The 22,301-nt window shown below is 47.5% G+C and carries 17 protein-coding genes; 8 read left to right on the top strand and 9 right to left on the bottom strand.

What is annotated here, in order from left to right; translation table 11 throughout:
* Positions 1 to 15: 15 nt before the first annotated feature.
* Positions 16 to 954, bottom strand: coding sequence for a LysR family transcriptional regulator (locus ACQY6I_RS09575; protein WP_428241262.1), 939 nt, complete (start codon positions 952 to 954; stop codon positions 16 to 18).
* A 94-nt stretch (positions 955 to 1,048) separates the two neighbouring features.
* Here ACQY6I_RS09575 and ACQY6I_RS09570 point away from each other — a divergent pair, with 94 nt between their 5' ends.
* Positions 1,049 to 1,936 carry a DMT family transporter gene (locus ACQY6I_RS09570; protein ID WP_428241261.1) on the top strand — a complete coding sequence of 296 codons (888 nt, stop codon included), beginning with the start codon at positions 1,049 to 1,051 and terminating at the stop codon, positions 1,934 to 1,936.
* Here ACQY6I_RS09570 and ACQY6I_RS09565 read toward each other — a convergent pair.
* The 3 genes from ACQY6I_RS09565 to ACQY6I_RS09555 form a co-directional block, all read right to left on the bottom strand.
* Entirely contained in the window at positions 1,933 to 2,973 is a 1,041-nt protein-coding gene (locus ACQY6I_RS09565) for a LacI family DNA-binding transcriptional regulator (RefSeq protein ID WP_428241260.1), read from the bottom strand. The genes ACQY6I_RS09570 and ACQY6I_RS09565 overlap by 4 nt on opposite strands.
* Positions 2,974 to 3,516: 543 nt before the next feature.
* On the bottom strand, positions 3,517 to 5,724 hold the full coding sequence (locus ACQY6I_RS09560) for a glycoside hydrolase family 6 protein (RefSeq protein WP_428241259.1): 2,208 nt from the start codon (positions 5,722 to 5,724) through the stop codon (positions 3,517 to 3,519).
* 815 nt (positions 5,725 to 6,539) lie between these two features.
* Entirely contained in the window at positions 6,540 to 7,301 is a 762-nt protein-coding gene (locus tag ACQY6I_RS09555; RefSeq protein WP_428241258.1) for a 3-hydroxybutyrate dehydrogenase, read from the bottom strand.
* 239 nt (positions 7,302 to 7,540) lie between these two features.
* On the opposite strand from ACQY6I_RS09555, the gene ACQY6I_RS09550 reads away from it, so the two are divergent.
* Genes ACQY6I_RS09550 through gluQRS form a run of 3 tightly spaced genes read left to right on the top strand, consistent with a single transcriptional unit; the run spans position 7,541 to position 10,260 of the window.
* Positions 7,541 to 8,089 carry a DUF2058 domain-containing protein gene (locus ACQY6I_RS09550; protein WP_428241257.1) on the top strand — a complete coding sequence of 183 codons (549 nt, stop codon included), beginning with the start codon at positions 7,541 to 7,543 and terminating at the stop codon, positions 8,087 to 8,089.
* Positions 8,090 to 8,095: 6 nt separating this feature from the next.
* Positions 8,096 to 9,388: a DEAD/DEAH box helicase gene (locus tag ACQY6I_RS09545; protein ID WP_428241256.1), complete on the top strand. Its 1,293-nt coding sequence runs from the start codon at positions 8,096 to 8,098 to the stop codon at positions 9,386 to 9,388.
* On the top strand, positions 9,388 to 10,260 hold the full coding sequence (gene gluQRS, locus ACQY6I_RS09540) for a tRNA glutamyl-Q(34) synthetase GluQRS (protein WP_428241255.1): 873 nt from the start codon (positions 9,388 to 9,390) through the stop codon (positions 10,258 to 10,260). The genes ACQY6I_RS09545 and gluQRS overlap by 1 nt, the downstream gene beginning before the upstream one ends.
* An 878-nt stretch (positions 10,261 to 11,138) precedes the next feature.
* Here gluQRS and ACQY6I_RS09535 read toward each other — a convergent pair.
* From ACQY6I_RS09535 to ACQY6I_RS09520, 4 genes are all read right to left on the bottom strand, one after another.
* Positions 11,139 to 12,122 carry an ABC transporter permease gene (locus ACQY6I_RS09535; protein ID WP_428241254.1) on the bottom strand — a complete coding sequence of 328 codons (984 nt, stop codon included), beginning with the start codon at positions 12,120 to 12,122 and terminating at the stop codon, positions 11,139 to 11,141.
* Positions 12,115 to 13,245 carry an ABC transporter permease gene (locus tag ACQY6I_RS09530; protein ID WP_428241253.1) on the bottom strand — a complete coding sequence of 377 codons (1,131 nt, stop codon included), beginning with the start codon at positions 13,243 to 13,245 and terminating at the stop codon, positions 12,115 to 12,117. The genes ACQY6I_RS09535 and ACQY6I_RS09530 overlap by 8 nt, the downstream gene beginning before the upstream one ends.
* Positions 13,242 to 14,792: an ABC transporter ATP-binding protein gene (locus ACQY6I_RS09525; RefSeq protein WP_428241252.1), complete on the bottom strand. Its 1,551-nt coding sequence runs from the start codon at positions 14,790 to 14,792 to the stop codon at positions 13,242 to 13,244. Before ACQY6I_RS09525 ends, ACQY6I_RS09530 begins: the two co-directional genes overlap by 4 nt.
* Positions 14,793 to 15,081: 289 nt before the next feature.
* Positions 15,082 to 16,086, bottom strand: coding sequence for a BMP family lipoprotein (locus ACQY6I_RS09520; protein WP_428241251.1), 1,005 nt, complete (start codon positions 16,084 to 16,086; stop codon positions 15,082 to 15,084).
* A gap of 214 nt (positions 16,087 to 16,300) precedes the next feature.
* Between ACQY6I_RS09520 and ACQY6I_RS09515 the strand changes: the two genes are divergently transcribed.
* Complete coding sequence (locus ACQY6I_RS09515) at positions 16,301 to 16,498, top strand: zinc-ribbon domain-containing protein (protein WP_428241250.1); 198 nt, start codon at positions 16,301 to 16,303, stop codon at positions 16,496 to 16,498.
* 369 nt (positions 16,499 to 16,867) lie between these two features.
* Positions 16,868 to 18,463, top strand: a complete 1,596-nt coding sequence (gene ushA, locus ACQY6I_RS09510) for a bifunctional UDP-sugar hydrolase/5'-nucleotidase UshA (protein ID WP_428241249.1) — start codon at positions 16,868 to 16,870, stop codon at positions 18,461 to 18,463.
* A gap of 89 nt (positions 18,464 to 18,552) precedes the next feature.
* On the opposite strand, the gene ACQY6I_RS09505 is transcribed toward ushA, so the two are convergent.
* The gene (locus tag ACQY6I_RS09505) at positions 18,553 to 19,053 is read right to left on the bottom strand and encodes a dihydrofolate reductase (RefSeq protein ID WP_428241248.1); all 501 of its coding nucleotides are present in this window, start codon (positions 19,051 to 19,053) and stop codon (positions 18,553 to 18,555) included.
* 213 nt (positions 19,054 to 19,266) lie between these two features.
* Between ACQY6I_RS09505 and ACQY6I_RS09500 the strand changes: the two genes are divergently transcribed.
* Positions 19,267 to 19,824, top strand: a complete 558-nt coding sequence (locus ACQY6I_RS09500; RefSeq protein WP_428241247.1) for a hypoxanthine-guanine phosphoribosyltransferase — start codon at positions 19,267 to 19,269, stop codon at positions 19,822 to 19,824.
* Positions 19,825 to 19,971: 147 nt separating this feature from the next.
* On the top strand, positions 19,972 to 22,032 hold the full coding sequence (gene ppk1 / locus ACQY6I_RS09495; protein ID WP_428241246.1) for a polyphosphate kinase 1: 2,061 nt from the start codon (positions 19,972 to 19,974) through the stop codon (positions 22,030 to 22,032).
* Positions 22,033 to 22,301 lie beyond the last annotated feature (269 nt).

Genomic DNA, 22,301 nt, shown 5'->3' with positions numbered 1-22,301 from the left:
TCCGGGCAGTCAATTTTATTCAGGCAAAAAGTAGCTGTTTTGCTGACCGGCGAAATGTTGCTGCACAAAATCTACAAACACCCGTTGCTGATTGGGAACATACTTTGAGCGGGCATACTGCATCATCACAACCCCCTGATAGCGTCCCCCCAACTGCCAATCCGGCAAAACCCTGATCAACGTTCCCGCCAACAAGTAGTCAGTGACAGTAAATTCTGGAAAAACAGCAATACCCAGCCCCTGTAACGCAGACTCACGGCGAATTTCCGAGTGATTAACAGCAATAGGACCATCAACAATGACCGCCACTTTTTGATCGCCCTGAAAAAACTCCCAGGTCAGATCATCAGCTTCCTCACCAATTCTGATGCATTGGTGAGTTTTGAGCTGCTGCGGCGTTGTGGGAGTGCCATTACGAGCCAGATACTCCGGGCTGGCACACAATAACAACCGACTATTGATCAATGGCCTGGCCACCAAACCGGGTACCGGAGCATCAGTAATCGAGAAGATCACATCCACTTCATCACTGATCGGATCAATAAAGTGGTCCACCACCTTAAAATGCACACTGACTTTTGGATGCCTGCGGATAAATTCCAGTACCAGAGGCGTCAAAACCCGCCGGGCGAATGCCTTTGGTGCCGCAACTCTTAACAGCCCCACAACTTCACCGTTTTTTGCCTGAGCGGCACTCGCGGCGACACGTGCGGATGCCAGCATGCTCTGGCATTGCTGAAACACCTCCCTACCAGCCGTACTCAAATTCAAACGCCGTGTCGTACGCTCCAACAGGCGAACCTGTAATGCGGCCTCCAACTTCGAAACCGAACGACTGACCGCTGATGGAGACAAATTGAGGCGCGTAGAGGCCGCTGAAAAGCTCCCCGCCTCCACCACGGTTACAAGAATTGCCATATCCGGTAACAAGTTGATCAATTGATTCGTGTTCATGACGCAAAAGTCCTATGCGTATAACCAGGATTATATTCACCACTATATATAATTATGCTGGGTTATGGGAATACAGACAGGAGCCCCTCTTACCATGACCATGATTACCTCCACACATTCCGCTCCCCGCTGGGCTGAGTTATCTCTGCTACTGGTGGCCATCTTCTGGGGTACCAGCTACGGACTGACACAGACGGCATTGTCCTATACGCCGGTGATGTTTTTTATCGCAACACGTTTCCTGCTCACCCATATGGCTCTGCTGCCCAAAATGCTGCTCGAATTCAAACAGGGCCAGAATCCCGACTGGATCGTCGCTATTCCAACAGGCTTGATATTGTTAGCCATTTTCTGTTGCGAAGTGACCGGTGTCGCACACACCAGCGCCGCCAATGCTGCGTTTCTGATCAGCCTGAATGTACTGATGACGCCTTTTGTCGAATATCTGGTCACCGGCATCCGGCCTGGCTCAAAAACGTTGTTAATGGCATTGTTAAGCATACTGGGAGTCTATTGTCTGACCCAGCAATACAATTTGAACTGGTCACTCAACAGTGGTGACTGGTTAATACTGGCAGCAGCGGCACTACGCGCCGTCATGATCACCACAGTCAAACGCCTGCTGAAAAACCGACAAATCGCAACGGCCAGCCTCACGGCACTCCAATCCCTGGTCGTAGCGACCGGAGCAATGGTTTTGCTTATCTGCTTTACAGAAAAAAAGGCAATTACGATCCCACTGGAAGCACAATTTTGGTGGATCACACTATACTTGGTCGGATTCTGTACATTGTTTGCCTTTTTCGTTCAAAACCGTGCGGTGCAATATACCTCGGCCAGTAAAGTGGCATTACTGATGGGTAGTGAACCGTTGTTTGGAGCGCTATTTGCGGTTATTTGGCTAAATGAAAGCCTGAGTCTGACTCAGGCTTTTGGAGGGTTGTTGATTACGTTTAGTACGATACTGGCGACACGACGCTAGCCGGTTAATAACACTCTGCCAGGCTCAGCCACTTCAAATGCCTGCTCCTTGACTGATTGGCGCAGTACCAGATCAGGTTTAAATATCCGGTTAATGTCACATTTCTGATGCTGACTCAGACTGATTGCAAGCTTGGCAGCCTGCTGCGCCATACGGTTAACAGGAACACGGACAGTCGCGAGTGATGGCTGAAAATAACCCGCCAGCATGACATCATCATACCCAACGACAGAAACATCATCCGGAACCTTCAATTGGTATTCCTGTAATCGCCGGATAGCACCAATCGCCATTAAATCATTACCACATACCACACCGGTAAAGGGCAGATTGCGCTTCAAAATCCTACTGATTGCCTTGGCACCTGATGATTCGTTGAAATCAGCCTCAACTACGCGGTCTTCACTGAACCGCAGACCATATTCTTCAACAGCACGTCGAAATCCCTGAAACCGGGACCGGGCATCTGGTTTGAATAACGGCCCGGTGAGACATACGAGCTTTCTATGCCCTCTGTCCAACAGCGACTTCGCGGCCAGGTATCCTCCCTGTTCGTTATCCATCGCTATACAGTTTTTTGCTAATGCCGGAATATAGCGATTAATCAATACAACAGGTGTCTTTTGTGCCTGAACAAAGCCAATGATCTCTTCATCGCTCATTGCATCCAAATGCAATATCAGTGCATCACAATGATGTTTCAATAAAAAATGAATGGCTTCACGTTCCTGTGAAAGGTCACCATGACCATTACTAACAATCATCTGCCGCCCTTCCTGCCGGAGGACATCTTCGATATTGTGCATCATATCGCCAAAGAAGGGACCGGACAGGTCACTGACAACCAGACCCACAATATTCGAACGAAATGAATCAATTGATCCTGGTGTTTTATTTGACCGATATCCAAGTTCATTAATTGCATCCAGGACTTTTTCGCGTGTTGCTTCTGCAACCCATTTTGAATTGTTAATTACTCTGGACACAGTCGCAATAGAGACTTGTGCATGTTTAGATATTTGACGAATGGTAGCCATGATTTTTTTTGCTCTTTTAACTGGTTACACTGATTGAATCAGGCAAATACTACCCAAACTAATCATCGTCCTTTCACATGGGCATACCTTTAATGTTTCGCTTAATACTGTATTTTCCCTGACAGTCTTCATGTTGACTGCTCAGTCGACCCCATAAACTCTATCCACCAATGAAGACATTTATGTACAGCCGGGTCATGCAATTACGATTTCTAAGTATGAATGTTATCTCATAAATATTCCTACTGGATATATGCATACGCGCAGTATGATTCAGCCTGTTTTTTTTGCAAGGCAGATACAATTGTTTCGAGAACTGTAGCACGACTGTTTAAAGATGCCCTCCACAGTACTCATCCTTTGGCATGAACTCAAAAAAATACTTCACCAAACAACTTGTTGGCTTTTTTTTGAAAAAAAATGTTGCCAAGATATCGTTTTAAAAAAGATATTTTTCAGAATACAAATCAATATACTTAAGGAAAATATCCATTCAAAAAAAAGGAGCACATTAATGCTCCTTTTTAATGTCATTATCAATAATTATTGCGCTGGGGGACCAGCAGGCTCATCAACTGGCGGATAAGCGTTCTCCAACAGAACCCGGAAACCTTCTGGGAACCAGCGGCCTGCATGAGGTGCACCTGGCAATGCGTCGGTACCAAAACTTGAATCTTCGGTACTTTGCCCATCAGGATTACAATTTGGATCATGCTGTTTAGCTGGGTCATCTGGATCCGGTTCAAAGTTAGGATCAGCCACACCGTCAGATTCTCCTGGTGGTTTAACCCAGACAAACGCATCTACACCAGTGTATGGATCTGCCCATGGCTTATAACCAATGCCTCCAGGCTGGTTACACCAGTGTCCGCGATGATGCCGTTGATCGACCTTAGTGTTGTCAACATAGGTATTCAGATCGGAAGAACTATCAGCACTGTCTGGTCTTTTTACACCACCCCAACCGTTACGGCTGGTATCAATCAGCATACCAATAGTGCTTGGTGCACCTTTGGCAATCATTTTTCTACGGAATTCCTGTACGTAGCTTTTCTCATCGAAATAAGAATTCCACTGATAGAACTTAGCGGATCTGACCGGTTGCCCACCAACATTCAAAGTAGGATCTGGCAGATATGGCTCAACAGTCGGAGTATAGTTAGCAGTATTGGAAATAAAACCGGCAATACTGTCCCAACCTTCGTCAGTTCCTGTGATAACTTCGGAGATCAGGTCAACCGCAGGACCAAAGTTACTATCCCAACCAAGCCAGCCTGAATGCGCAGCATCAACATAAGCATATACATTATCAAGCGGTGAAAGTGCATTCAGTGCATAGGTGATACCTTCACGATAGCCACCCACACCATTCGCTTCCTGACAGGCAGGTACACTCAGGTTTGTCACCAGGTTAGGCAGGGAGTCGATTTCAACAATGGCGACGATACGGATATCTTTATAGGCAGGATCAGCCAGAATTTCCGCAATCGGATCAATATATTCCGCCTTATACCGGGCCATACCGCCTTCAGAGATCAACAGTTCTCCATTGGAAGCAAGCGCCTTACAGTCACGATTCGGCAGGTCGTAAACCACAAACATAAACAGGTTTGCCCCCTGAACTAATGCTTCGTTCAAGTGGTCACGTAAACCCATCAAGGTTGAAGTGCCTTCAATCGCACCAATACGGTCCATCCAGACTGCAGTATTGATATCTGCAATGGCAGCACCACCAGGTTCAGCTGCTGCTTTAGCAGACCACTCTGGGTTTACATACCATACCGCATCACGGAATGGGTTATCGACCCGAGCGGCACCACTGGAGCCATCGGTTACGGTGATTGTGGTAGATGCCTGATCACTGTCCTGGCCATCGCTGACGGTCACAGTAACAACATAAGATCCCGGATCTGAGAACAAATGACTTGGGTTTGGCCCTGTTCCAGTGGAACCATCGCCAAAGACCCAGCTATAGGTCAGCGGATCATTATCCGCATCCGTGGAATCACTGGCATCAAAAGCGACAACCACAGGTGCTTTTCCACCGCGAACATCGCTGCTGATCACTGCATTTGGAGGTGTATTACCACTTTCAGTCGTTACAGTAATATTGACACTGGCGGTGTCTGTCAGCGAGCCATCACTAACGGTCACAGTGGCAGTATAATCACCTGCTGCGGAGTATGTATGTGCAGCTGTGACACCAGTACCGGTTGTTCCGTCGCCAAAACTCCAGCTATATGTCAATGTGTCACCATCGGCATCGGTGGAGCCGCTGGCGGAAAAACTGACTGCCAATGGGGCATTGCCAGTTGTGGGTGTCGCCTGGGCAGCTGCAACCGGGGCCTGATTGGTCGGAGTACCTCCACCACCGCATACACTACCGGTAACTGTCGGTATCTGAGCCGCCGCACCGGTGGAGCCTTTGGTACCCTGGAGCCCAAACTCTGCGCTCTGGCCTACAGATATGTTGCCATTCCATCCGAGATTAGTGGCAGTATAGGGATTGGTACCGGTTACATTTGCATTCCAGCCACTGGTTACCTGAGAGCCATCTGTGTACTCCCAGCCAACCTGCCAGCCATCGATGGCGCTGTTACCGTCGTTTTTGATTTTAATTATTGCAGTGAAGCCAGTATTCCATTCACTGTTTACCAGATACTCACAGGTTGCCGCCTGAGCCGCGGTTCCGTAAATGGCTCCGATCGTCAAAATGGATGCTATGGCAAAATTGCATCTTCGATTTGTCATAAATTTGTTCCCATTGATCTATGCGATTCTTAATGAGTGCGTTATTCCTTACTCAACTACGAATGCCGTAATAATCTCGCGTAGTTTGCTAGCTCTGATGACAATAGTTTTAAAATTGAATGTCAGCAGATCAATGTCCATTTTTTGCTGTGTCGTTAAGCCAGATTCAAGAATACGTAACCAAACACATCAGCTTCAGCCAAAACTCTGACGGACGTTTTTTCTATATTACTATCGTCCGAACGACTATTTTTTTAATTACGTTTTTTGGAAACTTCCTGGACGTATTTGTTAATCGACGCCAAGACAATAGACAGAAAAGTGTTCGCCGAAAATGGTAACAACGTAAAAACCTGCCCCCCTCAATCCGTTCAAAACAATTGAATAGATAAGCCAGATAATTAACTAAAACTCATCATAGAATTCTAAATATAACGAAATGAAATATTTTTCATCAACAACGAACAGTCATGGTAAAAAGCCTGAAATATACCAAGTTAAAGGCTTTTATCCGAAAAATAGGATTGGTATTTTTATGGATGGCAATGAGACGAATTTCTCATTTCAAATAAAACAAAAAAACTCAACATGTCAGCCAATTAATAGTTAACAATGTAACTAAATGTCCTTTTATTTAACAAACCAGCGCTCAGAAAACCTGTAAATCCTGTAACAGACCTTGGTTTTTTCAAGGCGCAAAATTTTTATCCATGACATTAATGCAGCCCTAACAGCGTTATAAGCAACAATATGGAGTATTAGTTCACAATATTCACAGATGCTGCGAACATCGTGAAATGAGCTGCGAGAAAACACTATCTTGCCGTCCAACCACCATCCAAAACAATGGTCTGACCGGTAATATTCTTACCTGCCGGCGATATTAAAAAATCTACCGAGGCAGTGATTTCGTCCATACCAATAAACTGCTTTTTAGGCATAGGAGCCAACATAATATTATCGATCACAGCCTGCTCAGATATTTCATGTTCATGTGCCTGCGCAGCAATCTGTTGTGCCACCAACGCAGTCTTCACATAAGCAGGGCAAATGGTATTGATCGTTATGTCGTGTTCCGCGACCTCCAACGCCACCGTCTTGGAAAAACCGAGTAAACCATGCTTGGCTGCGACATAAGCACTTTTATATGGCGATGCCACCAGTGAGTGAATGGAACCGATATTAACGATTCGGCCGTAGTTCTGTTGTTTCATTCTCGGCATGGCTGCCCTGGTGAGCATGGCTGGACCAACCAACAGAACATTCAGCACCATCTGCCAACGCCCGACAGGAAAGTCCTCCAACCGGGATACGTGTTGAATACCGGCATTGTTTACCAACACATCCACCCGCTCACACTGCTGAATCACTGCATCGATATCTGTACTGGAACAAACATCGAGCTGTATACCCTCTGCCTGACCACCATTGCTGCGAATCGACGCTGCCGCCGATCTGGCCGCCCCTTCATCCAGATCAGTCACGATCACTTTAAATCGCGTTGCCAATGATGCAGCAATCGCCAGACCGATCCCCGCACCTGCGCCAGTCACTACTGCTACGGGCTGAGTCGCCATACACTTCTCCTTAATATTGTTGTTTTTTTCACCAGAATCCGTATTTGCGCAAATTTCGTCAATACGACCTGCGGTTAATCCGTCAATAATTCCGCTGGCCAGAACCTCCTGCCAGACAAAGATCACAAAAGCATCCCTGTAGTTTAGGCCCATTGCACCGGAAAACAGCTTGGGCTTTTGAATTTTCCCCGCTCTGCTATAGCATTAGCAGCAATTTTTACCTGAGAGCTTTGATCATCATGGCAAATTCATTACAGGACCAGCTGCTGAAAGCCGGGCTGGTTGATAAGAAGAAGTCCCAACAGATAAAAAAACAAAAGCAGCAGGCCGAGAAACTGCAGCGTAAACACAAAGTATCGACAGAGGACGATAAGGTCGATATAACCGCGGTCCGGCAAGCCGAAGCGGAGAAATCCAGAGAACTGAATCGCAAGCGCGATGAAGAAGCACGGGCACGGGCGATTTTGGCCCAGATCAAACAAATGATCGAAACCAGCCACATCAATCATGATACGGGTGAGCTGACCTTTCATTTTAAACACGGTACTCTGGTGAAGCAGATGTACGTCACAGCAGAACAACAGGCTCAACTTGAACGTGGTCAGCTGGCTATTGTTTCATTTGAGGACAGCTATCGTCTGGTACCCAGAATTGTTGCGCAAAAAATAGCCGAACGTGATGCCGAACTGGTGATTTTCCTGAACGAACCAGGTTATGCCGGGCAAAACCAGGCAGATGAAGACGATCCTTACAAGGATTTCGTCATTCCCGATGACTTAATGTGGTAATGCAATTTGTTTACACACTTTGAACTTTCCGAATCGCTGCTCAAGGCGATCACCCAACTGAACTGGGAGCAGCCGACTGATATTCAGCAGGCTGTCATACCCAAAGCACTTGAACAAAAAGACCTGCTGCTGAGTGCCAGCACTGGAAGCGGTAAAAGCGCGGCTTTTTTGTTGCCGCTGCTTGAGCGACTGGTGCGCCGAAAAAAAGATAATACCGACACCCTTGCACTCATCCTGTCACCCACGCGAGAACTGGCCAGCCAGTTATTCAACGATTGTCAGGCTCTGGCAGCTTTTACCGGCATCAACAGCATTGTTGTCACCGGCGGTGAGAGCCTTAAACCACAGGCCGCCAAAATCCGTAAAAACCCGGAAATCATCATCGCCACACCGGGACGCCTACTGGAACACCTTACGGCCAAACAGGTATTTCTGCAGGATCTGGAATACCTGGTTATCGACGAAGCCGACAGAATGCTCGACATGGGCTTTCATGAGGACGTTCTGAATATTGTCAAAGCTTGTCAAACACAACGCCAGACACTGCTATGTTCAGCAACCCTGAATGATCCGGCAGTATTGCGGCTGGCCCGCGAAATCATGACTCCCGATGCCGAACACATCGATCTGACGGAAACCCAGGAACAGCCAAGTATCCGGCAGCAGATTATTCTGGCAGATAACCGGAAACATAAAGAAAGGCTGCTCGACTGGCTGTTACAGAACGAGACTTACGACAAAACGATTATCTTCTGTAATACCCGCGATCAGGCAGATTCTCTTGGCAACGTTTTACGTTACCATGATCACCGGGTGGAAGTACTGCATGGCGAAAAGCAGCATCAGCAGCGAAAAAAAGTCATGCAGGCTTTTACCAACCAGGGCCTGAAGATATTAGTGGCCTCAGACGTTGCAGCCAGAGGGCTTGATATCGACGGCATAGATCTGGTGATCAACTTCGATTTTGCCCGTAAAGGTGATGATCATCTGCATCGAGTGGGGCGTACCGGCCGTGCAGGTACAGAAGGGTTGGCCATATCGTTTGTAACCGCTAATGAATGGAACCTGATGGTCGGTATTGAGAGATACCTGGGAATTCGCTTTGAACAACGCCAGATCAAGGCACTGAAAGGCAGTTTCACCGGTCCGAAGAAGCTTAAGGCATCCGGTAAAACCCAGGGCTCGAAGAAAAAGAAAAACAGCAGCAAGACTGTTGTGAAAAAGTCCAGACCCGCTAAAAAACCAGCAACTGACAGCGGTGGATTTGGAGTCATCAGGAAAAAAACCAAGAAAGACTGATGTCGGAATATCGTGGTCGTTTTGCCCCCTCACCGACGGGCCCTCTACATCTGGGGTCACTGTTTACCGCAGTGGCCAGTTACCTGCATGCACGCCAACAAAATGGCAAATGGTTGGTGAGGATAGAGGATCTTGACCCGCCCCGCGAAGTACCTGGGGCCAGCGATGATATCCTTAGAACGCTGGAACGCTTTGGCTTGTACTGGGATGAATCAGTAATTTATCAAAGCCATCACCATTCGTATTACCTGGAAGCCATTGAGCAACTTCGACAGCAGCATAAACTGTTCTGGTGTCGTTGCTCACGCAAAGAACTGGAATCGTTTGCCGCCTATCCAGGTCACTGCCATCGTTACGATTCAGACAGGCCCGACAGTGCGATTCGGGTCCGCACCGATCAGCAAATTATTCAATTTGACGATCTGCTACAAGGATGTGGCCGTTGGTCTCTGACTGAACAGGGGGGCGATTTTGTCATTCGCCGGCGCGATGGTTTATTTGCTTACCAACTGGCCGTCTGCGTTGATGATCATGCTCAGCATATCAATACAATCGTGCGCGGTATCGACCTCTATGATTCCACCTGCAAGCAAATCTACCTACAGCAACGACTGAACTACCGCACGCCAATCTATGCGCATCTACCGGTGCTAGTGAATCACACCGGACAAAAACTCAGTAAACAAACGTTTGCACGTCCGGTAAACGACCTGGAGCCTCGCAACTGTCTGTTATGGGTACTGAAAGCGCTGGGTCTGACTCCGGATCCTTCGATGGATCTGAACGACATGTTAGCCTGGGCGACGAAGCAGTTCGATATCCATGCTCTTTACGGTCAAAAACAACTCCTTGCACCAGAATTCAGTGAATAATAACCCAATCATAAAGTCCGGTGAGGTAGCGTAAACCCCATTGATATCATGGCCTAACATTGGCGCAAGGCCAATAATGACACATCTCATTTTCATACTCTCAGTACAGCATAACGAATGACCGGGTTATAACCACTGAGCCAGTTACTGCAATAACCATTGCAGCTTATGAGATGACCATTTTTCACCAAATGGAGGATGTTGCGAATGAAATGCGTTGTGGTCGTTCATTCCAGCGGTGATCTGCCTCCGGGCTCTATCCCATCCAATCCGATTTTGCTTTGACCCTGCATTTTTCCATCAATGGCAAGAAAGCTGTCGACAAACTGTCATCCGCCGAAACAATAAAAATGATATTCGTGGTTGGTCTACTGACATCAATGACCAGTATAACCCTGGGTCTTCAGGGAGACACCACAGGCCAGAATGGTAACCAATATCAAAACACGTGATAACGACTGTTTGATGTTTCCCTCACCATATCCAGGACGGTACGAACTTTCCATGAGTATGAATCGGCATACGGATAAACCTTCGTCATTAACGATGTTTTGCTGGATTTGACACTCGGCTGGTACAGCCAAAAACTCATGGTGTTAAAGCGCTCATCAGGGGGATGGGCATGACCGCTAAGATCAATCTGGGGACTGGCAGTATTTCGGTTGCCAGCAAACATAAGAACGATGGGGCCTCTAAAAAAATAGGAATAGTTTTGATGCAGACGAGGAAGTACCACTCGCAACACCGCAATTTACGGGTGTAAATGAGAATACGAGACGGGGCCTGACAACGTCATGCGCGAAAATAGGCCATTTTTCAGAGGTTCCAGAACGGACTCCCGGCCCTTGTGAGCGCCGGGAGCAATGACAAACGAACGGTTATTCCCGTTCTTTTACATAGGGGATACCGACCGCTTTTGGCGCCCGGGATTGACCGATAAAGCCCGCCAGCAGAACCACGGTCAAAACATACGGCACCATTTCAATAAACTGCACAGGAATCGCTCCTATACCCAGAATCTCCACCCCCTGAAGCCGAATGGCATAAGCTTCCAACAGGCCAAACAGGAAACAGCCGAACATGGCCGGTACTGGGCGCCATTTACCAAAAATCAACGCAGCCAGCGCAATATAGCCCTTACCAGCACTCATATTGGGAATGAACTGCGCCACATTACCACCGGTAGACAGGTATGAGCCGGCAACGCCAGTCAGAATACCGCAAACAACCAACGCCAGGTAACGCATTTTAATGACCGAAATCCCCGCCGTATCGACCGCAGCAGGGCTCTCACCCACTGCTCGCAGGCGCAAACCGAAACGGGTACGGAACAGAATGAACCAACTCAAAGGTACCAGCGCAAACGCGAGATACAATACGATGGAATGACCACTCAGAATTTCACCGTAAATCGGACCGATGATGGGGATATCCATGGCTTTTTCGGCACCCCACCAGTGGATTGACTCAAAACGCGCATCTCCCTGTAAATTGGGCGTCTGTCCTCCCTGATTAAACCAATAGCGCCCCAGAATCACCGTGGCCCCGGTCACCAGAATATTAATCGCCATACCGGACACGATCTGATTGCCCCGGTGAGTGATAGTCGCAAAGCCATGCAACATCGATAACGCAATAGTGGTACCCATGGCAGCCAGCATTCCGATCCAGGCAGAGCCACTGACGAAAGCCCCCGCAGCTGCCGCAAATGCCGCCGCAAGCAACATACCTTCCAGAGCAATATTCACCACCCCGGAACGCTCGGAAAACATACCAGCAAGTGCGCACAACACCAGCGGCGTTGACAATCGCAACATGCTGTCCAGAGGCAAAATGATCCAGTTAAACCAAAACTCAAGCATTTTGTGCCTCCTCATCATTTTCCGAACGGGAAGATGTCAGTGAGAGATAGAGTTTCTCCACGCTCGGTTTAAACATATATTCCAGAGCCCCACTGAACAAAATGATCAGCCCCTGCAGTACCACAATAATTTTGCTGTCCACACCTGGGAACTCAAACGCCAACTCTGCACCACCCTGATAAAGAAAACCAAACAACAGACTGGCCAGAATGATACCCACCGGATGGTTTCGTCCCATCAGAGCCACCGCAATACCCGTAAAGCCAAACCCCGCGACATAATTGAGTTTCAACTGATGCACATCCCCGGATATCGCATTGAGCGCGAAAAATCCGGACAACATGCCAGACAGGATCATCGCCAGCAGCACGATTTTAACCGAACTGACCCCAGCGTAAGCAGACGCAGAAGCATTAGCGCCAAAGGCACGGATTTCATACCCCCACCGGGTATGCCACAGGAACAACCAGACGAAGACACAACACAACAGCGCAAACACAAAAGAGAGGTTCCAGGGAGTTGGTGTAACATCGATACCCACTAATGCCAGCACCTCGTGCATTCTGGGTATCCAGCTGTTTTCCGGCAGGATGGCGGATTCAGATGCCATACTGGCTGCAGGTTTAAGCACTTGCACCAGCATATAGCCCATCAGAGAGTTACTGATCAGATTAAACATGATCGTGGTGATAACGATATGACTGCCACGCTTGGCCTGCAAATAGGCCGGGATATATGCCCACGCAGCGCCGAAAACACCCGCAGCAATAATCACCAACGGCACAACGATAATCGCTGGCAATGAATTACCCAACCACAACGAAACGAGCGCTACTCCCAGCCCTCCCAGATAGGCCTGACCTTCACCACCAATATTGAACAGTTGTGCACTGAATGCCACGGCCACGGCAAGACCGGTAAAAATAAAGCCGGTTGTGTAATAAAGGGTATACCCCCAACCTTCGGAGTAACCAAATGCTCCCTGCCACATAACCTTGGCGGCATCGATTGGGCTGACACCGATATAAATAAATACCATTGCCGATACCAGGAATGCGGCCAAAACGTTCAACACCGGGATAACGGCATAATTAATCCATGCGGGAATACGTTGCTGACTCATGCGTTTCCTCCAGCCTGCTGCAGATGATCGGGAATACAATTGGCCATCATCAGGCCCAGGGTTTTTTCATCAGCCTGATCACTGGAGATTTCACCGACGATATTACCGTCGAACATTACAATGATCCGATCTGCCAGGCTCATAATTTCATCCAGCTCAACGGAAACCAATAACACTGCTTTACCGGCATTACGCATTTCAACGATACGCTTATGAATGAACTCGATAGCACCGATGTCGACCCCCCGCGTCGGTTGCCCCACTAACAGGACGTCGGGGTCCTGCTCAACTTCACGGGCAATCACCAGTTTTTGTTGATTACCGCCGGAAAAGTTAGCGGTTTTCAAATTGGGATCTGCAGGCCTGACATCCCAGGTATCCATTTTTTCCTGACAATCTTTAAGAATGGCAGCTTTATTCTGTAAAAACATATGGTTGTACTCAGCTTTCCGGTGATAGCCGAGAATAAAAGCTTCCTGAGCATCAAACTTGTTGATCAACCCCATCTTATGGCGATCTTCAGGGACGTGCCCTACACCAATGCCTCGAACCTGATAAGGATCCATATGATACTCTGCGGTAATCTGGTGGCCGTTCAGCTCTATGACACCGCCATTGATTGGACGAATACCTGACAATGCTTCCAGCAACTCTGACTGACCATTGCCGCTAACACCTGCCACACCCAGAATTTCACCTTCATGGACCTCAAAACTAATGTTCTTGAGACGATCCACACCACCTTCACGAACGACAACATCCTTAACGGATAACAGTGCTTTACCAGGCTCATGAGCCTCGCGTTCAACCTTAAAACGCACTTTTCGTCCCACCATCAGTTCGGCCAGTTCTTCACGGTTGGTATTGGGGGTATCCACATGAGCCACCATTTCACCTCGCCGCATGACAGAAACGTGATCCGTCGCCGCCATAATTTCCCGAAGTTTATGGGTGATCAGAATTACCGTAGTCCCCCGCTCCTTCAGCGAAGCCAGAATCTTAAACAGATGTTCGGTTTCCTGCGGAGTCAGCACACCGGTCGGTTCATCCAGAATCAAAACTTTGGCACCACGATATAAGGCCTTGAGAATCTCCACCCGCTGCTGCAACCCAACCGGTAACTCCTCAACAATGGCATCCGGATCAATATCGAGCCCATAGTCGTTTGCCAATCGTTGCAGTTCAGTGCGGGCCGCCCCCATTCCCTGACGTAACATCATGCCGCCCTCAGTTCCCAGCATAACGTTTTCCAAAACACTAAAATTATCCACCAGCATGAAATGCTGATGCACCATGCCGATACCGGCATTGATGGCATCCTGAGAACCCTTAATATGAACCACTTGACCATCTATCAGAATGTCACCGGCATCTGCCTGATAAAATCCGTAGATAATGCTCATCAGGGTTGATTTACCGGCACCGTTTTCTCCGACAATTCCGTGAATCGTGCCTTTTTTAACTTTTAAATCGATATATTTATTGGCGTGAACGTCACCAAACCGCTTATCGATACCGCGAAGCTCTATGGCGAGAGAGTCTGTCATATCATCACCGTGCTGGGCCTGCTATACAGGTAACTTATAAACCAGGTGCGCAAATGCATCGTCCTGATACATCTACCCTTTCACCCTGAAAAATCCGGTACCAAACCGTTTCAATCCTGTGAGTTTTTCGGGGCTGTCTGAGTCGCTGGAAATATCAAAATGCAGCCAGTCAAAGACCTGTATCAGGCATTTCGTTATCCAACAGACTCATTAAACAGCGTAACTGTGTTAATTAAAAAAGGCGGTTACCTTGCGATAAACCGCCTTATATAGTTCTTATTCTATTAGCTCACTGTATGTCACAACTGTTTGAAGTCATGTAGTCATATACTTTAATTTTGCCGGATTTGATATCTTCTTTAATCGAATCCATTTTGGCTTTCATATCATCAGTGATCAGATCTTTGTTGTATTCATCCAATGCCCAGTCAACACCATTGGCAGCAAGATTCATCACTTTCAGGCCACCTTTCCAGGTACCTTCCTGAGCCTCTTTCCAGGACTGGTAAGATGCGTCGCCCACTTTTTTGGTCATCGACGTTAGCATGGTTCCTGGCTGCATATAATTCTGATTGGAATCTACACCAATAGCATATTTGCCTTCATCTTTGGCAGCCTGATAAACACCGATACCTGTACCACCTGCCGCAGCATAGACCACGTCAGCACCTTTGGAAAACTGGGCCTTGGCCAGCTCTGCACCTTTGGCCGGATCCCCCCAGGCAGCAGGCGTAGTACCTGTCATGTTTTCAAACACGGAAATATTCGGGTTTACATATTTAGCACCCTGGACATATCCACAGGCGAATTTACGAATCAGAGGAATATCCATACCACCGATAAAACCGACGGCACCGGTTTTACTCTTCATAGCAGCCAATGCACCTACCAGGAATGAACCTTCGTGCTCAGCAAAAACGATGGATTGAACATTGGGGAGGTCAATAACAGAATCGATAATAGCAAACTGTATGTCCGGGAATTCTTTGGCCACCTTCTTCAATGGCGAATCATAGGTGAAACCAACTGCGATAATCGGACTGTTACCGCGTTGTGCCAGGCGTCGTAAACCCTGTTCCATTTGAGCTTCATTCTGAGGTTCAAATTCACGGACTTTAACACCAGTATCTGCTGTAAATGGCAAAACACCATCTTTATATACAGCTTCATTAAACGACTTGTCGTTCTTACCAGCCTGATCATAAATAACGGCAGGAGCAAACTTTGCTGCCATCGAAACAGATGCAGACAAAGCAACAGCGGCGGCAGCCGCGACTTTGATAAAACCATTCATGGTGACTTTCCCCTTGGGTTTACAGTTTTTAATTATATCGAGCTTCAAAGCGCCGCTAAATTAGCAATTTGCTTAAACAAATTGAAGCTCTATTCTTGATCAACTAACACCAATTTGGTAAATCGGTGCTTCTTTGACCATAACCTGATCATGGTCAACTTGAATCAAACCCTACAGCAGATAATAAGCCAACATTACCGCAAAAGTTAACCATATGGTCAAAAAATTTTGTCCCCACTGTAAAAACTTACTTGAACAGTTGAGAGCATGCGGCTGTCAGGATTGGTTTTGTCAACACTGTGGCGTTCTCGTCTCCAGGAAACAGGCACTGTCAGTATCTGCCGAATACTCCGAACAGGAGCTGAATTTATCTGCAACTGCAGCCGCTAACCTGTCAGACAATGGTGAATAAGATCGAGACAGAGGCTGTATTAACAAACAGGTTTGTCTAATAACAGTGGTAGAACAACGATAAATGTTACAGGATCTTCATCTATATATTTTTTAGGCATATGTACCGACCCGGTCATAAACATAACTGGTTAGTACCATTATTGATCACGACTGACCAAATGCGCACCAGCGCGGGGAACTACCTGCACAATTTCGACAGAATTGATTGATTTCACATTTTTTTGTTGACCACTTGGTCAGAGCCTGCTGTATTAACTCCCTCGCAATAATGTCATCCAACTGTCACAGTTGGACACAATCATGCATACAAAATACGTGCTAATAGTCCCAACAAACGATAACTAAAAGACAAAGGAAGCCACTCAATATGAAACGCTTACTATCTTTGGCCACGATACTGATCGCTTCGATCTCCCTGATCAACGGCTGTTCAATGATGTCCCCCAAGTACGAAGCAGGCAAGCAATATCACCTGACGATTCTGCATACCAACGACCACCATGGTCGCTTCTGGAAAAACGATAAAGGCGAATATGGCATGGCCGCCCGCAAGACACTCATCGACAGCATTCGTTCTGAAGTTGAGTCTGAAGGAGGCAGCGTACTGTTATTGTCCGGCGGTGACATCAATACAGGTGTACCGGAGTCAGACCTGCAGGATGCCAAACCTGACTTCATCGGTATGAAAGCACTTGGCTATGACGCCATGGCGGTAGGTAATCACGAATTCGACAATTCCCGGGAAGTGCTTGAAAAACAGGAAAGCTGGGCTGGATTCCCGTTCCTGAGTGCGAATATTTTTTACAAAGGCACCGATAAAACCCTATTCAAGCCCTATAAAATCTTTAATGTACAGGGTAATAAAATTGCGGTTATGGGCCTGACCACCGAAGACACTGTCAAAATCGGTAACCCTGAATACACCGGCGACCTGGATTTCCGCTCCCCTGTCAGCGTCGCTTCAAAACTCGTTCCGGAACTGCGCAAGAAAGCCGATATTGTCGTGGCAGCCACTCACATGGGGCACTATGCGAACGGTAACTACGGTGGCAATGCCCCCGGTGATGTAACTCTCGCACGCAAGGTATCCGGCATTGATGTGATCGTGGGCGGTCACTCCCAGAATCCATTGTTCGAGCCTGATGTTCAGAACAACACCTTGATTCTCCAGGCTTATGAATGGGGTAAATATGTTGGACGCCTGGATCTCGTCATTCAGGATGGCAAAATTCAGAACTACCAGTATCGCCTTATTCCCGTCAATCTGAAGAAAAAAGAAAAGGATGCTGACGGCAAATCCATTTATACCCTGATGGAAAAAGAAATTGCGGAAGACCCTGCCATGCTGGCTCTACTCACTCCATACCAGGAAAAAGGCTCCGAATCCCTGAACGTCATTATTGGCAGCAGCAATGGCCTTTTTGTAGGTGATCGTAGCGTCGTGCGTAAACAGGAAACCAATTTAGGTAACCTGATCGCCAAAGCTCAGAAGGAAAAAACCAAAGCAGACGTGGGCGTCATGAACTCTGGCGGTATTCGTGCCGATATGGAAGGCGGTGATATCACCTATAAAGACGTTCTGACTGTACAGCCATTTGCCAACATGCTGAGTTATGTGGATTTTACCGGCAAAGAATTGTTTGACTATCTGACAGTGGCTGCGAACAAAGAAGCGGGCAGCGGCGCATTTGCACAATTCGATGGCGTCAGTATGGACGTGAAAAACGGTAAGATCATGAATGTTAAAATTGCAGGTAAACCATTGGATATGAATGCTACCTATCGCCTGGCCGTCAATGCCTATGTGGCTTCCGGCGGTGATGGATATCCTAAAATTACGGATCACCCGAATTACGTCAACACAGGGTTCGTAGATGCGGACATGCTGGTTGAATACATCAAAAACCACAGCCCGCTGAAGGTTGAGGATTTTGCACCAAGTAATGCGGTTAACCGGATGTAGTTTTTACACCCCTCACCCAAAAAAGCCCTGATATCAGGGCTTTTTTTGTGCTGCTAATTTGCTGAACGATAATTTACCGGCAAACATGCTCAGCGGCTGTACACCGCAAAACTGTAGTCGTAGGAGTTATCAGTATCCGCACAGAACTCCTCTGTACTCTGCAACTGCCAGGGCTGCATATCAAATTCCGGGAAACAGGTATCGCCCTCAATATCGGCATGTACATGAGTAATATACAAACGATCTGCAACGGGCAACGCACGGGCGTATATTTCAGCTCCTCCCATAACCATGATTTCATCCTGCTGCCGGGTCGTAGACAGTGATTCCGCCAGCTCAATAGCCTCTTCAAGGCTGCCAACGACATGTACCCCCGGCAAACTAAGTTGCTGTTGTCGGGTGATCACAATGTTTTCGCGATCTGGTAAGGGCCGGCCCAATGAATCATAGGTTTTACGCCCCATGATGACACACTTGCCTGTGGTCAGCTGTCGAAAACGCTTCATGTCATTCGGCAGCCGCCAGGGCAATTGATTATCTTTACCAATAACCCGATTTCGGGCCATTGCCCATACCAATGCCAGTTTCATGGCGAAACTCCTTACTGTTAAAAGCCTGTGACGCTATAACATTATAAAGGGTCTGGTCGAACAGTTGCGATAAAACTGCCGAGCCATTAACCTTAGCTGTCCTCCTGGAACTGTGGATTCAATGCGTCCCGCGACTTCCCGGTTCCGTAAATATTTAGTGGCGCACTGTCCGTTGTTTCCGCATATGCCATACACCTTATTTTGGAGATAGTAATGACCCCCGTTCCCGGCGATATCCAGCAAGTTATGGACGAAGCTGATTGTTTATTCAGTGAAAGCCAGATAGAAGTTGCAATTGACCGCATGGCAAAAGAGATCAGTAACGATATTTCTGGTAAAAATCCGATTGTATTCAGTGTCATGAATGGCGGACTGGTACTAACTGGTAAACTGGTCACCAAGCTCGGCTTTCCACTTGAAGTCAGTTATCTGCATGCCACCCGCTATCGCAATGAAACCCGCGGTTCTGAACTGGACTGGAAAGCGTTTCCTGCTCAACAACTCAAAGACCGCACCATCCTGATTGTCGATGACATCTATGATGAAGGCTCCACCCTCGGTGCCATTGTTGACCATTGCCGTAATGAGCAGGTCGGTGACTTACACGTAGCCGTTCTGCTGAATAAACTGCACGACCGTAAAGCCCGCCCGGATATCCTTCCAGACTACATTGGCCTTGAATGTGAAGACCGCTTTGTCTTCGGTTTCGGCATGGACTACAAAGGATACTGGCGTAACGCTCCCGGGATCTACGCGGTTAAAGGCATGTAATCCCCCCCTCACCGATAGTCACTGATTTGCGGTTGACGGGTCACTGTCAACCGCCTCGTCTGAATAACTTTATCTTCCATTACAATTCTGTAACAGTTACGTCTTATACTGTTATCCGTTTATTGCCTGATAAAAAGCGGTTGTTATATGAAAGAATTATCTTTTTTTAATCGTGAACTCAGCCTGTTGCAATTCCACAAGCGGGTATTGCATCAAGCCACAGATGCGTCCCTGCCGGTATTGGAACGAGTTAGATTCCTATGTATCTCAGCCACCAATCTGGATGAATTCTTTGAGGTCCGGGTTGGAGGTCTGATTGAACTGATTGAGCGCGGATCAGGAACAACCTCCTTTGCCGATGGCATGACCATCACTCAGACCAAAGAGGCAATCGCAGAACAGGCACATGAGTTTGTCCATCAGCAATATACAGTTCTAAATGAACAGATTCTGCCGTTACTCAGGGAAAATGGTATTTATATTCTGCGCCGGGATGAATGGGTCAGCGATCAGATCAACTACCTGCATAACTACTTTCAAAGCGATGTTTTACCACTGCTCAGCCCGATTGGTCTCGATCCTGCGCACCCGTTTCCACGAATCCTGAATAAAAGTCTTAACTTTATCGTCAGCCTCAATGGCAAAGATGCCTTTGGACGAAACTCCGGGCGGGCCATTGTCCAGGTGCCACGATCATTGCCCAATATTATCGAACTCCCTTCTGAGTTGGTCAGCGAAGGACGCGGTTTTATCCTGATGTCATCAATCATTCACCATTTTATGGATGAACTGTTTGTCGGGATGACAGTGCTGGGTTGCTATCAGTTCAGACTGACACGGAATACGGACATCTTTCTGGATGAAGAGGAAACCGATGATCTGCTCAGAGCCATGGAAGGGGAACTTGCCTATCGCCAATACGGTGATGAAGTCCGTATTGAACTGGCAGACAATACACCGGAAGACCAGCTGGAATTTCTGCTCAATCGCTGCGAAGTAGGCAACCGTGATATGTTCAAAGTCAACGGTCCGGTCAACTTATCCCGCTTCAATGATCTGTTTAGTCTGATCAAAGATCCTGCTCACTATTTTCCGCCGTTTACGCAATCCGTACCACGGGCATTTAAACGCTACGATAACTATTTCGATGCTATCCGTCGCCAGGATATTCTGGTCCATCATCCATATGAATCGTTCAGCACGGTGGTGGAATGGATACGTCAAGCAGCCAAAGACCCCCAGGTCCTCGCTATTAAACAGACTCTCTATCGTACCGGTTCAGAATCACCTGTGGTAGACGCTTTGGTTCAGGCAGCCAGAGCCGGCAAAGAAGTGACTGTCGTCGTGGAACTGCGTGCCCGTTTTGATGAACAGGACAACGTTGCCCTGGCTAACAAGCTGCAGCGTTACGGTATCCACGTCATTTACGGTGTGGTTGGGTTTAAGACCCATGCCAAGATGCTATTGATTGCCAGAAAGGAAAAAAACCAACTGCGCAACTATGTCCACCTGGGAACTGGCAACTACCACGCCAAAACCACGCAGGTTTATACTGATTACGGTCTGTTTTCCGCAGACAAATCTTGTGGAGAAGATGTCTATCGTATTTTTCTGCAGCTCAGCAGTATGGGCAAAATGTCCAAAATGGAAACCCTGCTGCATGCTCCGTTCACTCTGCACCGTTCTATGATCCGTAAAATTCAACGGGAAGTGGATAACGCAAACAACGGCAAAACCGCACACATTATTCTGAAAATGAATTCGCTGTGTGAAGAGCAGCTGGTTACTGAACTGTACAAGGCTTCACAAGCCGGCGTCTCGATTGACCTGATCATCCGTGGCATATGCCATTTAAAACCAGGAATTCCAGGACTGTCAGAAAACATACGAGTACGTTCTATCGTAGGCCGCTTTCTTGAACACAGCCGGGTATTTTATTTTGAAAACAACGGTGATCCAGAACTCTGGCTGGCCAGTTCCGACTGGATGGTACGCAATATGTTTCATCGTGTGGAAACCTGTTTCCCGTTGAAATCCAAAAAACTCCGGGAACGTATCATAGATGACCTCAAGCTCGCGCTGGCAGACAATACCCACGCCTGGGTGCTGGACGGTGAAGGCAACTATCATCTGCTACAACCGGAAAACGAAGGCGAGAGTGTTGATTCGCAAGCGATACTACTGGCACAGTGGGCAGCTAACAGCTGATGTCACCCTTTAATAGGATATCTTATTAACTGACTCTCCAAACCCGGCCCGATTGACAGGCGCTGGGTTTATCCTCCCTATTTCCTATTTCCAAGCATCAACAAACTTCATTTATACGACACGAAAGGTTCTCAAAAACGCTAAGGGGCCTCTGAAAAATAGGAATAGTTTTAATGCAATCGAGGAAGCATCACTCGCAGCACTGCAATTTACTGGCCTAAATGAGGATGCGAGACTGGGGCTGACAATGTCCTGCGCGAAAATAGACC

This window comes from Gynuella sp. (genome assembly GCF_050297175.1).
In the GTDB taxonomy this organism is placed as follows: Bacteria; Pseudomonadota; Gammaproteobacteria; order Pseudomonadales; family Natronospirillaceae; genus Gynuella.
The sequence above is the reverse complement of the archived record's forward strand: the minus strand, read 5'-3'. Positions and strand labels throughout refer to the sequence as shown.